Source organism: Photorhabdus akhurstii (assembly GCF_018448925.1).
Classification (GTDB): Bacteria; Pseudomonadota; Gammaproteobacteria; order Enterobacterales; family Enterobacteriaceae; genus Photorhabdus; species Photorhabdus akhurstii.
The window spans coordinates 59131-77586 of sequence record NZ_RCWE01000017.1 but is presented as its reverse complement, the minus strand read 5'-3'; the positions used below and the strand labels follow the sequence as shown (position 1 = coordinate 77586).

The 18456-nt window shown below is 53.1% G+C and carries 1 protein-coding gene (only partly in view); it reads right to left on the bottom strand.

Going from position 1 to position 18456, the window contains the following annotated elements; translation table 11 throughout:
- Positions 1 to 18456, bottom strand: partial view of a non-ribosomal peptide synthase/polyketide synthase gene (locus EAE93_RS16755; protein WP_214040157.1) — the 5' portion only. Its footprint begins 21138 nt before the window's first position; the window shows 18456 of its 39594 coding nt (coding positions 1–18456); the start codon lies at positions 18454 to 18456; its stop codon lies off the left edge, out of view.

The window sequence follows — 18456 nt, the reverse complement described above, 5'->3', positions numbered from 1 at the left end:
ACGGATAACCAACGTGGCCCCATTGCATAATGACGAGAAAAAATCTTCCACTGAAATATCAAACGCGAAAGCGGCAAATTGCAATATCCGGTCTTGCGCGGTGATCGCATAGGTCTCATTAAAGCCCAGATAACGTTGGTAAATCGCCTGATGTTCCACCATCACCCCTTTCGGCTGTCCGGTTGAGCCGGAGGTGTAAATCACATAGGCCAGATGCTGTGGCGTCAACGCCGGAACTTGCGGGTTGCTGTCGGGCTGATCCGGCTGAATATTCGGGTCCAGTACCGTCAGTTCCACCAGCGCCTGTTCACCCAGCGCCGCCCGGCCGGCTTCATCAACCAGCACCACTGATGGGGCGCTATCATTCAGGATATACGCCAGACGTTCCTGCGGATAAGAGGAATCCAGCGGCACATAAGCCCCGCCGGCTTTCAGCACCGCCAGCAATGCCACCACCATCATCGGGGAGCGTTCTACGCAAATCGCGACCCGCCGGTCCGGTGTGACGCCCAATGCAATCAGTTGATGAGCCAGCCGGTTGGCTCGGGTATTCAGTTCCGCATAACTGAGGATCTGTTCTTGATATTCTAATGCCGTAGCATTCGGGACCTGCGCGGCCTGTTGTTCAAACAACTGATGAATACATAACGAGCCAGGGTACGGGGTTTCCGTGGCGTTCCAAGTTTCCAGCAATAACGCGCGTTCATCCTCAGGCAAAATGCCGAGTGTCCGTACCGGTGTCTCCGGAGCCGACTCAAGCGCCTCCACCAGACTTTCCAGCGCCTGCCGCATATATCCACATACTCGTTCCGGCTCATACGGCTGGACAACTTCAGCCGTTAACCCCAGAGCATCACCAAAATCCTCCACCGACAAGGAAAACGGATAGTTACTACTCTCTTGTCCACCAAAAAATTCGATACCACTCATGGTTCCATCCGAAACCACCGCCAATGAGTTATGCCGATAGTTCAACAAAGCACTAAAGAGTGGTATTTCACCCTGTACCCTGCTGCAACGCTGGGCTAATGCTAATGAGGCATGCTCATAATCTAACAATTCGGCTAATCGGGCGTGTGCTGCCCGTACACTGTCCTGTACCGGGGTATCATCGATATCCAGCCGCAACGGCAAGGTATTAATAAATAGCCCCATGCCACTATCAGCGCCTTCCCCCGCCGCCATGCGCCCAAATAGCACGGTGCCGAATACCACTTTCTCCTGACCACTGGTATGCGACAACACCTGTGCCCAGGCCAAATGACACAAAGTTGCCAAACTGACGCCCAGACGTCTCGCCTGACTGCGCAGACGATCATTCAACACCTGAGATAACATTTGGTGTGATTCCGTCATCTGCAAGCCATTACGATGCACCTCCGTCAATCCAAAGGGTAACGTGGGTTCATCCACCTCAGCCAGCATGTCGGTAAAGAAGCGGATATACTCTGCCTGATTAACCCCCAACCGTGCCTGAGCAATCAAATTACGGAAAGGCGCCGGAACCGGCAGGCTATTCTCTTGTCCGATAAGATACGCTTGAATCTCTTGGTTCATGACCTCCATCGTCGTATGGTCGCCAATCAGGTGGTGCTGCAATTGCAATACTCGCCAGCGGCCATCAGTTTCCTGCGCTACCACAAACCGCAACAATGGAGCCTGATTCAGGTCAAGACGATAATGACGGGGATTAAAACGTTGAATCAACTGATCACAAATCTCCCCATCAGCCGGGTCGAGCGTCAATTCAATGACCGATAAAGGCGCCTGACGCCAGACTACCTGAACCGGCACAGATAATCCCTGCCAGAGAAAAGCGGTCCGTAGGATATCGTGACGTTCAATCACCTGTTGCACCGCCGCCAAATAACGATCTAGCAAAGCGCGATCAGCAAACACCATCTGGCTGACCACCAGATACGGATCACCTTCGTTTGCCAGTAAGTGGTGGAACAAAATACCGTCCTGCAACGGCGACAAGGCATAGATATCCTGAATATTAGCCATTCCACCCGGCACTTGCCCGATGAGACAGTCAATGTCAGCTTGCGTCAGATCTACCAGCGGCAACATCCCCGGCGTGAGTGTCGTCGTCGCTGGCGTAATGACATTCGGCGGCACCATCACGGCCCGGTGCTGCTTCAATGTCTGTGACAGTTCAGATAACACTGGCGACTGGAACAAGTCACGCACCGCCAGTGTCAGCCCCAGGTGACGCAGACGCTCAATCATCCGTACCGCCAGCAGAGAGTGGCCTCCCAATGCGAAGAAGCTATCGTGCCGGCTAATCCGTTCAATACCTAACAAATCACGCCAAATGGTCGCCAATGCGATTTCCGTTTTCCCTTGAGGCGCTTCATAAACCTGACGGGCAAACGCTTCGCCATCCGGTGCCGGCAAGGCCCGACGATCCAATTTACCATTCGGCGTTAGCGGAAATGCATCCAGACGCACAAAGGCCGTTGGCACCATATAATCCGGTAACATGGCGCTCAGATGGCTACGCAGGCTATTCGCCAGCCCCTCATCCGCTGGCGCCACGACATAAGCAACCAGACGCTTATCCTGCCCTTGCCCCAATGCCAACACCAACGATTCTCTCACCGCCGGGTGCTCCACTAATCGAGCCTCAATTTCACCCGGTTCAATGCGGAAGCCGCGGATTTTTACCTGCTGGTCGTTTCGACCCACAAACACCAAATCCCCCTCCGGCAGATAACGAGCTAAATCTCCGGTACGATACATGCGAGCATCCGATTGATCACTAAACGGATCAATCAGGAAACGTTCCTCCGTCAGCTCTGGACGATTCAGATAACCCCGTGCTACACCAGCCCCCCCGACATACAATTCACCGGTTACCCCTAACGGCGCCGGCTGACCGTATTTATCCAACAGATAGAGGGTTAAATCCGGAATACGCGCACCAATAGGACTGGTTATCCGTTCCACATCATGCGAATTCAATTCCCGATAAGTCACATGAACCGTTGTCTCCGTGATACCGTACATATTCACCAACTGCGGTGATGTCTCTTCACGCAGGCGATACCACGGTCGCAACATACCCGGTTCAAGGGCTTCTCCCCCAAAGATGATATAACGCAACTGGTCCGGTAATGGATTGTCTACATAACTGGCAATAAAGGCTTTGAAGGCGCTCGGCGTCTGATTCAACACGGTGATTCCGTGCTGACACACGAATTGATGCAGCTCTTGAGGGGAACGAGCAATCGCGTGCGGCACCAGAACCAGTTTAGCGCCGTAGCGTAATGCTCCCCATAATTCCCATACCGAGAAGTCAAACGCAATGGAATGGAACAGACACCAAACATCTTGCTGGTTAAAGTGATACCAGGATTCCGTCGCGTCAAACAAACGCTGGATATTACGATGCTCGACCATCACTCCCTTCGGCGTCCCGGTCGAACCCGAGGTGTAAATGACATAGGCTAGATGTTGTGCGGTTAATACCGGTACCTGTGGGTTACCATCCGGCTGATCAGACAAAACATTAGGATCGAGCACCGTCAGAGTAGCCAGAGTTTTCTCATCCAGCGCATTACGTCCGGTATCATCCGCCAGCAAAATAGCCGGAACGGCATCAGTCAGAATATGTGCCAGACGCTCCCCGGTATACACCGGGTCCAACGGCACATAGGCGCCACCGGCTTTCAGTATTGCCAATACTCCCACCACCATTGCTAGTGAACGCGACACACAAATCGCCACTGGCTGATCGGGTACGACGCCCAGTGCGATAAGCTGATGGGCCAACCGGTTAGCACGGGTATTTAATTCGGCATAACTGAGAGTTTGCTCTTCATACACTAACGCTATCGCGTCAGGGGTTTGCTCCACCTGTTGTTCAAACAATTGATGAATACATAATGTCTCAGGATAGGTGGTTTCCGTCGCGTTCCAGGTTTCCAGCAACAACTTGCGCTCCGCCGGAGACAAGATATCAATTTCTCCGACCGGCTGTTGCGGGTTAGTCACCATCGCTTGTAGTACCGCACGTAGATATTCCACCTGCCGCTCTATCGTCGATGGATCAAACAAGGCAGTAGAATAATTCAACACCCCAACAATCCTGCCTTCCTCTTCTGACAAACCCAATTCAAGATCAAACTTAACAACATCAACAACCTGATCGACCGGTGAGACTACCAACTTCGGCAGCTTCCAGTCTGTGTTCTCATTGTTCTGCCAGGCAAATATCACCTGGAACAATGGGGTATGCGCCAGTCGGCGCGGCGGTTGCACAATTTCCACCACCTGTTCAAACGGTAAATCCTGATGCTCCTGCGCCGTCAATGCGGTTTGCCGAACTCGCGCCAGTAATTCCGTCACGGTCAGCTCACCCGATAAATCCATGCGCAATGCTAACGTATTGACAAAGAAGCCAATCAACGGCTCCACTTCCTGACGACTACGGCCGGCACTCGGGGTGCCAATCACCACATCGTCCTGACCTGACAGACGCGACAGAACCACCGTCCAGGCTGATAATAGCGTCATAAATAAAGTAACACCGTGCTGTTCACTCAGGCGTTTCAAGGCGGTTGTTAACGCCACATCCAGGTTAATCGGCACGGCCTGCCCGGCAAACGACTGCTCCGGCGGACGGGGCCGGTCAGTAGGCAAATCCAACAGAACCGGCGCATCGGCTAACATTGCACGCCAATAGTCAGATTGAACCTGAATCCGTTCAGCCGACAACCACTGACGCTGCCAGGCGGCGTAATCCGGGTATTGAATCGCCAACGGCGGCAACGGATCGGATTGCCCGTCCATAAATGCCATATAGAGCGTGTTCAGTTCCTGTATCAGCACATTGACAGACCAACCATCGGAAATAATGTGATGTAAAGTCAGCAAAAACTGATATTCATCATCGGTGAGCCGGATGAGGGCGGCACGGATAAGCGGGCCACTTTCAAGATCAAATGACGCATGGGCTTCCTCCACGCTCAGACGCCCAACAACAACGTCAACATCCGGGAGCCCGCGCAGGTCATATTGAGATAACAGTAAGCCACTGTTCGGTGCTAACAACCGCACTTGCGGTTGACCATCTACAGAGACAAAGACCGAGCGTAACGCTTCATGACGGGCAAATAAGGTATCCAGCGCTTTCTGCCAGGCCATGATATCCAGTTGACCACACAAACGCAGGGCCATTGGGATATGATAAGTTTCACTGACACCCTCAAGCTGCGCCAGGAACCACAAGCGCTGTTGAGCAAACGACAACGGTAATTCTCCTTCACGGGATATCGGCACGATAGCCGGCAGGATAGTATCTGGTTGCCCCTGCCGAGCCTGCATAACCTCAGCAAACGCCCTTAACGAAGGAGATTTAAACAAGGTGGTGAGCGGCAGTTCAGTACCCAAAGCGGCTACCCGGTTCATCACCCGTACCGCCAGCAACGAATGGCCTCCCAAGGCAAAGAAATTGTCATACCGGCTGATCTGCTCAATTCCCAAGATTTCACGCCAAATCGCCGCCAGAGCCATTTCCGTTTCTCCCTGGGGAGCTTCGTAAACCTGACGGGCAACAGCTTCATTGTCCGGTGCCGGTAGTGCCTGACGATCCAGTTTACCGTTCGGCATCAATGGCAATGCATCCAGCCGCACAAAGGCCGCCGGTACCATATAGTCGGGTAACTGAACGCTCAAATGTTCGCGTAAACTGTTAATCAACCCTTCGTGAGCTTCTGCCGCCACATAGGCCACCAGCCGTTTTTCTTGCCCTTCCCCTTGCGCCAATACGACAGATTCACTCACCGCCGGGTGTTCCACCAACCGGGCCTCAATTTCCCCCGGCTCAATACGGAAACCGCGAATTTTAACCTGCTGGTCGTTACGGCCCAGGAATGCTAAGTTGCCGTCCGGCAAATAACGGGCTAAATCCCCGGTGCGGTACATCCGGGCATCCGGCACATCACTAAACGGATCCATCAGGAACCGCTCCGCCGTCAAGTCTGGGCGGTTGAGGTAGCCACGCACTACCCCCGCACCCCCGATATAAATTTCCCCCACCACACCTAACGGCACCGGTTGACCATATTCGTCCAATAAGTAAAGGCGGGTGTTAGCTATCGGGCGACCGATACTTTCAATAATCCGGTCACCTCGCTGTATCGGCAACCAGGCAGAATAGGTTGTCGTTTCAGAAGGGCCATAGAGATTACATAACCGCTGGATTTGCGTTTCTTTGAAAATTTGTTCAATTAAAGCGCCTTTAAGCGGTTCCCCCGCCAGATTAACGGTATGAACCGACGCCATCAGCGCCTGAGCCTGCAATAACGGCTTCATTGCAGACGGGACTGAGTTGACCAAGGTCACCGGCAGGGTATGCTGCATCAATGACAGGGCATCCTCCACCAGACGAATCGCCGCACCACAGCACAATGGCATAAAACATTCGAAAATGGACAGGTCGAAATTTATCGACGTCGAGAAAAGCACTTCGCGGATCTCTTCCACCTCAAAAGCCTGCTGAGCCCAATGCAAAAAGTTAACCGTATTGCGGTGCTCAATCATCACCCCTTTGGGCACACCAGTAGAACCGGAGGTATAAATCACATAGGCCAGATGCCGCGAAGTCAGCCCAAATATCTGCGGGTTGCTGTCGCTCTGGTTAGGCAAAATATTGGGGTCCAGTACCGTTAATCCAGCCAGCGCTTCCTCGCTTAGTGCAATCCTGCCAGCCTTATCCGCCAGCACCACGGCCGGGGCAGCATCAGTCAGAATATGTGCCAGACGCGCGCTAGGATAAGCCGGGTCTAACGGCACATAAGCCCCGCCCGCTTTCATCACCGCTAACAATCCCACTACCATTGCCGGTGAACGCGACACGCAAATCGCCACCCGCTGATCCGGCTCTACCCCTAGTGTAATCAGCTGATGAGCCAACCGGTTAGCATGAGCATTTAATTCAGCATAACTGAGGGTCTGCCCTTCACACACTAAGGCTACTGCCTCTGGAGTTCTCTCCACCTGCTGTTCAAACAATTGATGAACACATAACGTCTCAGGATAGGCGGTTGTCGTACTATTCCAGGTTTCCAGTAACAACCTGCGCTCTGCCGGAGACAGAATATCAATTTCTCCGACTTTCTGTTGGGGATCAGCCGCCATCGCTTGCAGCACCGTATGCAGATATCCCACTTGCCGTTCCATTGTCGATAGATCAAACAGAGCGGTGGCATAACTCAATGCGCCAACAATCCTGCCTTCCTCTTCTAACAAGTTGAGCCCAAGATCAAACTTAACAACATCAACGGCTTGATCGACCGGCGATACCTCCAGCCCCGGTAATCCCCATTCCGTACTTTCATTATTCTGCCAGGCGAACATCACCTGGAATAACGGGGTATGTGCTAGTCGGCGCGGCGGTTGCACGATTTCCACCACCTGTTCAAACGGTAAATCCTGATGCTCCTGCGCCGTCAATGCGGTTTGCCGAACTCGCGCCAGTAATTCCGTCACAGTCAGCTCACCGGATAAGTCCATGCGCAACGCCAGTGTATTGACAAAGAAGCCAATCAACGGCTCCACTTCCTGACGGCTACGGCCGGCACTCGGTGTGCCAATTACCACATCTTCCTGACCTGACAGACGAGACAGAACTATAGCCCAAGCAGACAACAGCGTCATAAACAAGGTGACGCCCTGCTGCTCACTCAGGCGTTTCAGGGCGGTTGTTAACGCCACATCCAGATTAACCGGCACAGCCTGTCCGGCAAACAACTGCTCCGGCGGACGGGGCCGATCAGTGGGCAAATCCAACAGAACCGGCGCATCAGCCAACATGGTACGCCAATAGTCAGACTGAACCTGAATACGTTCAGCCGACAGCCACTGACGCTGCCAGGCGGCGTAATCCGGGTATTGAATCGCCAACGGCGGCAACGGATCCGATTGCCCGTCCATAAACGCCGTATAGAGTGCGTTCAGTTCCTCTACCAGCACATTGGCAGACCAGCCATCGGAAATAATGTGATGCTGAGTTAGCAAAAATTGATATTCATCATCGGCGATCCGAATAAGACAGGCGCGGATAAGCGGACCACTGTCTAGATCAAATGATGCATGAGCTTCCTCCACTCTCAAACGCTCAAGAACCCCATCCGCATCCGGAACCCCACGCAGATCATATTGAGATAACAGTAAGCCACTATCCGGTTCCAACAGACGCACTTGTGGCTGACCATCTACAGAGACAAAGACCGAACGTAACGCCTCATGACGGGCAAATAAGGCATCCAACGCCTTTTGCCAAGCCACGATATCCAACTCACCACACAAGCGCAGGGACATAGGAATATGATAAGTCTCACTGACGCCTTCAAGCTGTGCCAGGAACCACAAGCGTTGTTGAGCAAATGACAACGGTAATTCCCCTTCACGGGATATCGGCACAATAGCTGGCAGGATAGTATCCGGTTGCTCCTTCCGAGTCTGCATAGCCTCAGCAAATGCCCTTAACGAAGGAGACTTAAACAGGGTGGTTAGCGGCAATTCAATACCCAACGCGGCTACCCGGTTCATCACCCGTACCGCCAATAATGAATGCCCCCCCAAGGCAAAGAAATTATCATGTCGGCTGATCTGTTCAATCCCCAGGACTTCACACCAAATCGCCGCCAGCGCTATCTCTATTTCTCCTTGTGGCGCTTGGTAAATCTGACGGACAACGGCATCATCGCCCGGTGCCGGCAGCGCCCGACGATCCAGCTTACCGTTCGGGGTCAATGGAAACGCATCCAGACGCACAAAAGCCGCCGGCACCATATAACCCGGCAACAGAGCACTCAAGTGGGTACGCAAACTATTCACCAACTGGTCATTCGCCGGCGCCGTCACGTAAGCAACCAACCGTTTATCCTGCCCATCATCCAGAGCGAGTACCAATGCTCCGCGTACCTCTGGGTGCTCTGTCAGGCGAGCTTCAATTTCCCCCGGTTCAATACGGAAACCGCGGATTTTTACCTGCTGGTCATTACGTCCCAGAAATTCCAGATTGCCATCCGGCAGATAACGCACCAAATCCCCGGTTCGATACATCCGCGCATCGGGTTTATCACTAAACGGGTCAGACAGGAAACGTTCAGCCGTCAACTCTGGCCGGTTCAGGTAGCCACGGGCGACAGCGACTCCCCCAAGGTAAAGTTCACCAGCGACGCCCATTGGGACCGGTTCCCCGTGGGTATCGAGAATATAAATTTGGGTATTGGAAATTGGGCGACCAATCGGTACGTTATCAGCAAAACAGCTCGGATGATGGGTATCAAACACGGTACAACCCACAACGGTTTCGGTCGGGCCGTACTCGTTGATGATACGTGATCCAGGCGATAATGTTCGCCAAAGTGCGACAGTGGAACTGGGCAGTGTCTCTCCACCCACGATAAAGCAGTGAGCGGGGCATGTTCGTCCCGCAGTTTTCAATTCCTGCCCCATTGCAGAGAGATGACCGGGAGTAATCTTAACCAGAGCGCCCGATTCCATTGACAGCAACGCGGGAAGTAATTCAACCAGCTCCTGCCCGTCACGGAGCAAGTGGATCTTGCCGCCACACAGTAATGGCAGGTAAAGACTGGTGACCGTGGCATCAAAGGCTAGCGATGACGAAACGATACTATCGAATTGCCTTTCAGCCAGGTATTCACTCCGCGCCCATAGCAGGTAGTTGCAGACACCGCGATGTTCCAGCATCACCCCTTTCGGGGTCCCTGTCGAACCCGAGGTATAAATGATATACACCAGATGTCGTGAGGTTAATGCCGATATTTGTGGGTTATCGTCCCGCAGGTTAAGCGGCGCATTCGGGTCAAGTACCGTGAGTGCTGCCAGTGCCTGCTCAGCCAACGCAGCACGTCCGGCGTTATCCGCCAGCAAAATAGCGGGTGCGGCATCAGTCAGAATATACGCCAGACGCTCCCCCGGATAGGTTGGGTCCAACGGCACATAAGCTCCCCCGGCTTTCAACACCGCCAGCAATCCCACCACCATTGCCGGTGAACGCGCCACACAAATCGCCACCCGCTGGTCCGGCTCTACGCCCAGCGCAATTAGCCGATGGGCCAATCGGTTGGCGCGGGCATTTAATTCGGCATAGCTGAACGCCTGTCCTTCATATACTATCGCTATCGCATCAGGAGTTTGCTCCACCTGTTGTTCAAATAATTGATGAATGCATAACTGGTCAGGATACGCGGTTTCCGTTGTATTCCAGGTTCTTAATAACAGTGTACGCTCCGCTTCCGACTGGATCTCCAATGCCCGAACAGGCATGTCCGGGGCTCGCTCCAACGCATCCGCCAAACTTTCCAGCACCTGCTGCATATAACCACATACCCGTTCCGGCTCATATGGCTGGACGACTTGAGCAGTCAGACCCAGTGCGTCACCAAAATCTTCCACCGACAGCACTAACGGATAGTTGGTCCGCTCCTGAGCGCCAAGAAACTCAATACCGCTCATCAAATCATCTGACATTACCGGCAAAGTATTGTGCCGATAGTTTAACAAGCTATTAAACAGGGGTATTTCACCCTGAACGCCACTGCAACGCTGTGCCAGCGCCAGTGACGCGTGTTCATGCGCTAACAATCCGGCTAATCGGGTATGAGCGGCCTGTACACTGTCCCGTACCGGGGTATCATCCATATCCAGCCGCAACGGCAAGGTATTAATAAACAGCCCCATGCCATTGTCAGCCCCGTCTCCCGCAGCCATACGCCCAAACAACACCGTACCGAACACCACTTGATCTTGCCCGCTGGTACGCGCCAATACCTGCGCCCAGGCCAGATGACACAAGGCCGCCAGACTAACACTCAAACGTCGGGCCTGACTGCGCAAACGGTTATTTAGCTCAGGCGCCAACATCCGGTGAGATTCAGCCACCTGCGAGCCATCACGATACACTTCTGTCAACCCAAATGGTAACGTAGGCTCATCTACCTCCGCTAACATGCCAGTAAAGAAACGGGTATGTTCTTCCTGACTCATTCCTAACCGGGCCTGCGCCACCAGATTACGGAAAGGCGCAGGTGTAGTCAGGCTCTTCTCCTGACCGGCCAGATACGCCCGCACTTCACGGCGCATCACTTCCATCGTTTCATGGTCGCCAATCAAGTGATGCAGCAGTTGCAGCAGGACCCAACGACCATCGGTTTCCTGTGCCGCCACAAAACGCAATAACGGCGCTTCCCTCAAGTCAAGACGATGCTGACGCGGATCAAAACGCCGGGTTAACTGGTCGCGGACCGGGCCATCAGCCGGGTTCAGTGTTAGTTCCGTCACCGATAAGGCGGCCTGACGCCAGACCACCTGCGCCGGGACTGACAATCCTTGCCAGAGAAAAGCGGTACGCAAAATATCGTGGCGATCAACCACCCGCTGAACCGCGGCCAGATAACGATCCAACAGCGCCCGGTCAGCAAAGGCCATCTGACTGAACAATAGATAGGGATCGCCTTCATTCTCCAGCAAATGGTGGAACAAAATGCCATCCTGCAACGGCGACAGAGCATAGATATCCTGAATATTGGCAACCCCTCCCGGCACCTGCCCGACGATGCAGTCAATATCAGCTTGAGTCAAATCAATCAGCGGCAACATTGCCGGCGTCAACTCTGTGGTTGCTGGCGTAATGACGTTAGGCGGCACTTTCACAGCCTGATGCTGTCCTAATGTTTGCGCCAGATCTGACAGCACCGGCGACTGGAACAGATCACGCGCCGTCAGTGTCAATCCCAAGTGACGCAAGCGTCCAATCATACGTACAGCGAGCAACGAATGACCACCCAAGGCAAAAAAGCTGTCATACCGACTTATCTGCTCAATGCCCAATAATTCACGCCAAATCGCCGCCAGCGCTATTTCTGTTTCTCCCCGAGGCTCAGCGTAAACCTGACGGGCAACAATTTCATTGTCCGGCACCGGTAACGCCCGATGATCCAACTTACCGTTCGGCGTCAACGGAAAAGCATCCAGCCGCACAAAGGCCGCTGGCACCATATAGTCAGGTAAAATAGTGCTCAGGTGAGTATGCAAGCTGTCCGCCAGCCCGTCATCCGCTGATTCCACCACATAGGCCACCAGCCGTTTATTCTGACCTTCCCCCTGTACCAACACCGCCACTTCACGCACCGTTGGATGCTCGGCTAACCGGGCCTCAATTTCTTTTGGCTCAATACGGAAACCGCGGATTTTAACCTGCTGATCATTACGGCCCAAGAACTCCAGATTGCCGTCCGGCAGATAACGCGCCAAATCTCCGCTGCGGTACATACGGGCATCCGGGTTATCACTGAACGGATCGACAAGGAAACACTCGGCGGTCAATTCAGGCCGATTAAGGTAACCATAGGCCACCCCATCTCCACCCACATAAATCTCTCCGACCACCCCCAACGGCACCGGCTGGCCATAGGCATCCAACAGATAAACCCGCGTGTTGGCTACCGGTCGGCCAATCGGGATGTTGGTCGCTCCCGGCGCGACTGCATTGATACGGTATGTGGTCGTGAAGGTGGTGCCCTCACTCGGCCCATAGCCATTTAATAGCTGTTGTGGCGGATTCGTGCGCAGCACCTGACCGATAACATGCGGATCAAGGGCATCTCCGCCGACAATCAGGAGCCTTATCTGCGGTAAAACCGGAGATAGCTCTTCTGCTAGCTGGTTAAACAATCCAACACTCAACCACAGAACAGTAATTCGCTGAACTTGTAGAACCTGTACAAACTCTAGCGGCGTCAGCAAAGTGGCGTGATCAACAACCACTAACGCGCCACCATTCAGCAACGGCGCCCAGACTTCAAACGTGCTGGCATCGAAAGCCGGGTTAGCGGCAAAAGCCACCCGATCATCGGGTTCAATTTCAGCATAGCCGTTGTTAATCACCAGCCGGACCACCGCACGATGCGGTACCAAGACCCCTTTAGGTATCCCGGTAGAACCGGAGGTGTACATGATATACGCCAACTCAGTGCTGGAACGCGGTAAGTTAGGATTGATGCGATCTGCTTCGCTATCCGTGTCAGCTTCATCCGAAAAACGAAACAGCGGGACAGCCAGATCCGCTGGAATATCCTCCCGTGTATCAGTGAGCAACAATCTGGCGGAGCAATCACTTATCAGCCAATTTTTCCGCTCATCCGGCACACTGGGATCTATTGGCACGTAAACAGCACCGGCTTTGAGAATCGCCAATTGGGCCATTACCAGCCCCATCGAGCGTGTTAGCAGGAGCGCGACATGATCACCGGGACACACCCCTTGTTCAATGAGCTGACGAGCCAACCGGTTAGCGTGGGCATTTAATTCGGCATAACTGAGGGTCTGCTCTTCATACACTAATGCTATCGCGTCAGGCGTTTTTTCCACCTGTTGTTCAAACAACTGATGAATGCATGACGTCTCAGGATAGGCAGTTTTCGTCGCGTTCCAGGTTGTTAACAACAAAGTACGCTCCGCTTCCGGCAGAATTTCCAATGCCCGAACAGCCATATCCGGGGCTTGCTCAAGAGCCTCCACCAGACTCTCCAGCGTCTGTTGCATATAACCACATACCCGTTCTGACTCAAACGGTTGCACTACCTGAGCTGTCAGTCCCAGTGCATCGCCAAAATCTTCCACTGACAGCACTAACGGGTAGTTGGTTCGTTCCTGTATGCCAAGGAATTCAATACCGCCAATCAGTTCATCTGACGTTGCCGATAAGGCATTATGCCGATAGTTCAACAGGGCGCTAAAGAGCGGCGTACCGCGGGAAACCCCACTGCAACGCTGAGCCAGCGCCAGTGACGCATGCTCATGCGCCAGTAATCCGGCGAGTTGGGTATGAGCAATCTGTACACTCTCCCGTACCGGGGTTTCATCGATATCCAACCGCAATGGCAAGGTATTAATAAACAGCCCCATACCATTGTCGGCGCCATCCGCTGCCTGCATACGCCCAAACAATACGGTGCCAAACACGACTTGTTCCTGCCCGCTGGCGCGCGACAACACTTGTGCCCAAGCCAAATGACACAACGCCGCCAAACTGACGCCCAAACGCCGGGCTTGACCGCGCAGACGGCTATTCAACTCTGGGGCCAACATCCGGTGAGATTCCGTCACCTGTGAACCATCACGATGCACCTCTGTCAACTCAAACGGCAGCGTCGGTTCATCCACCTCCGCCAACATCTCGGTAAAGAAGCGGGTATGTTCCTCCTGGCTCATCCCCAGCCGAGCCTGAGCCACCAGATTGCGGAAAGGTACCGGCACCGGCAAGCTCTCCTCCTGACCTGCCAGATATGCCTGGACTTCGCGGTGCATGACTTCCATTGTTTCATGGTCGCCAATCAGGTGATGCAACAATTGCAGCAGAATCCAACGGCCATCAGTTTCCTGCGCCACGGCAAAACGCAATAACGGCGCTTCGCTCAGGTCGAGACGATGCTGACGTGGATCAAAGTGCCGGATTAACTGTTCACTGACCAAGCCATCAACTGGATTTAACGCCAGTTCAGTCACCGATAAAGTGGCCTGACGCCAGACCACTTGCGCTGGGACTGACAATCCTTGCCAGATAAAAGCGGTACGTAAGATATCGTGGCGATCAACCACCCGTTGCACCACCGCCAGATAACGATCCAACAGCGCCCGATCAGCAAAAGCCATTTGCCCCGTCAACAGATAGGGATCACCTTCGTTTGCCAGTAAATGGTGGAACAAAATACCATCCTGCAACGGCGATAGGGCGTAGATATCCTGAATATTAGCGATCCCACCCGGCACCCGCCCGACGATGCGGTCAATATCAGCCTGAGTCAAATCAATCAGCGGCAACATTGCCGGCGTCAACTCTGAGGTTGTTGGCGTAATAACGTTAGGCGGCACTATCACAGCCTGATGCTGTCCCAATGTTTGAGCCAGGTCTGACAGCACCGGAAACTGGAACAGATCACGCGCCGTCAGTGTCAATCCCAAGTGACGCAGGCGTTCAACCACCCGTATCGCGAGTAGCGAATGACCACCCAGAGCAAAAAAGCTGTCATACCGGCTTATCTGCTCAATCCCCAGTAATTCACGCCAAATCGCCGCCAGCGCAATTTCTGTTTCTCCCTGAGGCGCTTCGTAAGTCTGACGGGCAAAGGCTTCACTATCAGGCGCCGGTAGTGCGCGACGATCCAATTTACCGTTCGGCGTTAGCGGAAACGCATCCAGCCGCACAAAGGCTGACGGCACCATATAGTCAGGCAAAATAGCTTGTAGATAAGCACGTAAGCTGTTCACCAGCCCGTCATGAGCTTTTGCCGCCACATAGGCCACCAGCCGCTTGTCCGGCCCATCGCCTAGCGTTAACACCGCCGCCTCACGCACCGTTGGATGCTCTGCTAACCGGGCTTCAATTTCCCCCAGTTCAACGCGGAAGCCACGGATTTTAACCTGCTGATCGTTTCGGCCCAAGAATTCCAGATTGCCGTCCGGCAGATAACGCGCCAAATCCCCGGTGCGATACAGACGAGCATCCGGGTTATCACTGAACGGATCGATAAGAAAACGCTCGGCGGTCAATTCAGGCCGATTAAGATAACCACAGGCTACCCCATCTCCTCCGATATAAATCTCTCCGACCACCCCTAACGGCACCGGTTGACCATAGGTATCTAACAGATAAATCCGCGTGTTGGCTACCGGTCTGCCGATCGGGATATTGGTCGCTCCTGATGCGACTGCATTAATTCGGTATGTTGCTGTAAAGGTGGTGCCTTCACTTGGCCCATAGCCATTTAATAGCTGTTGTGGCGGACCGGCATTCAGTACCTGGCCGATAACATGAGGATCAAGGGCATCTCCGCCGACAATCAGCAGCTTTATCTGCGGCAAAACCGGAGACAGTTCCGCTGCCAGCCGGTTAAACAACCCGACACTCAACCACAGAACCGTCATTCGCTGAATCTGTAAAACCTGGACAAACGCCTGCGGCGTCAGCAAAGTGGCGTGATCGACAACCACTAATGCGCCGCCATTCAGCAACGGCGCCCAGACTTCAAACGTGCTGGCGTCAAACGCCGGATTAGCGGCAAAAGCCACTCGATCATCCGGTCCGATTTCAGCATAACCATTATTGATAACCAGCCGGACTACCGCACGATGCGGCACCAAAACCCCTTTGGGTGTCCCGGTAGAACCGGAGGTGTACATGATATACGCTAACTCGGTGCTGGAACGCGGTAAGTCAAGGTTAAGGTGATCCTCCTCGCAGCCCGCGTCTGTCTCATCTGAGAGACAAAGCAGCGGCACAGCCAGGTTAGCCGGAATATCCGACTGTGTACCGGCGAGCAGTAATTTGGCGGCACAATCACTTATCAACCAGTTTTTCCGCTCATCCGGCACACTAGGATCTATCGGCACGTAAACAGCACCGGCTTTCAGAATCGCCAATTGAGCGACCACCAGTTCCATCGAGCGTTCTAGCAGAAACGCAACATGATCACCGGGACACACCCCTTGTTTGATGAGCTGTCGAGCTAACCGATTGGCGCGGGTATTCAGTTCCATATAACTGAAAGTTTTATCTCCCGCTATCAGTGCCGTTGCCTCCGGGTTTTTCTCCACCTGCTGTTCAAACAACTGATGAATGCATAACGCCTCAGGATACGCGGTTTCAGTGGCATTCCAGGTTTCCAGTAACAACCTACGTTCAGCCTCCGGTAACAAATTAAGCTGCCCTACGGGGATTTCACCACTCATCCTTTTTGATGACGCCAGCACCTGCAAATGTTCACTCATCCGCAGAATAACTTCCGAGCTCAAACGATTTTCATCATAAATCCAGCGAAAACCACCCTGCGCATTCATCTGGAACGTCAACAATTCGCCGGATACCGACTGATCATACGATTTGTCATCCTGTATCATAGAAACGGCGATCTGCCACGGTCGGCTTGTTCTTAATGCCGGGATAGCCCGCAGTGAAGGAGAACGGGAAAGAAGATCTCGACTAAATGTGCGGTGCCGCGCCAATCGGACAAGCTCGTTATCAATCCAATCAGTTACCATAGACCACGGCTTATCAAACGCCACCTCAACAACCATCGGCACCACCGATGACAACCCCGTCAATATATTTGGTTTATCTTTTGCCTCATCCACGCACCAGCCGATTTGGAATTTAGTCTGCTGAGTCAAACGCGCAAGGTAGATAACGAATACCTGCAACAGTGTCTGTAATGGGTCTTCTCCAGCATTCGGCAGTGGAGGCTGCCAGGGGCTGATTCCCCATAGGGATTCTGCCTGTTTCCCAATCATTTCAAAAGGCAGCTGGAGTGGTTGCAACGAGGCAAGACGCTTATACCAAAATGGTTCACTAGGCGCGAGTGTTTGAAGGGTATCTTTTACATTCTGCGCTTGTTGTGAGGAGAGTAAAGGAAGCTGTTTGCCCGGTCTAAGTTCCGATATATCGGCAAGCTCTCTGGCAGATAGCAAATGACCTTCAAGGGTAGCGAATCCCCCAATCCGCACATCCTCACTGCCGGTCGTCACCTGCCAGCTATCCTCCTCCACACTAATCAGCGTACCGGGTAACCCTTCGGAGCACGTGTTCAACCGCTGAAGCCAAGAAATCTGTACCGGGCCCTGCTTCAGCAACAGTTTCGGGCAACCCAATGGATTTAAATAATTCTCCCCAAAATCCAATGCCCGCACTAAAGCTGACAGAGCTTCTCCCGACTGCTCCCAACACAAATATCCCCCCCAGTCGGGACGACGTGACTGAGCATAAAAACTCCGTTGCGAGAGATCCTGAGGATAAGTCACCAGTGCGTCGCGCCCCAGATTTTTCAGTAGTTCAACAAATCCTTCCTGAGCCGCCTGATAACATTTCAGATTCAACGAGAAAGCGTTATCCTGTTCCTCAATCGATACCGGCCATTGCACTGCAATATCGCCGGTATCCACACCGCCTTCAATACAGTGCCAAGAAATAGCGTAATGTGTCTCCCGAGCTAACAACGCCCAAGAGGTTGCATGACTACCCGCATAGCGTGGCAGGGGGCTATTATGATAATTAAAAGCCCCGCCACGAATTTGTTCAATGAGCGCCACCGGCAAGATGATTGGGTTAACGATTGAAAAAAGCCAATCGACAGGCTGTGACGTGATTTGTTCTTGTAATGCATCAACCGAGTTCACACAAACAATCCCTTGTTGGGCAGCCCATGTTTGTAGAACAGTATCAGTAGGTAGCACTGCTTGTATGGTATGCCCAGCCGCCAAAATTTGCTCGGCGCAAAACACCGCAAGGGTTGTTCCCCCCACCACAACGCATATTCGTGATGGAATCGATGTATCATACGTATTATGAGTTATATTTTCACATGACATCTGAGAGAGAGCTTGGTCTTTAAGAACATTTCCCGCTGTAGCAATGTTACCTTTCAT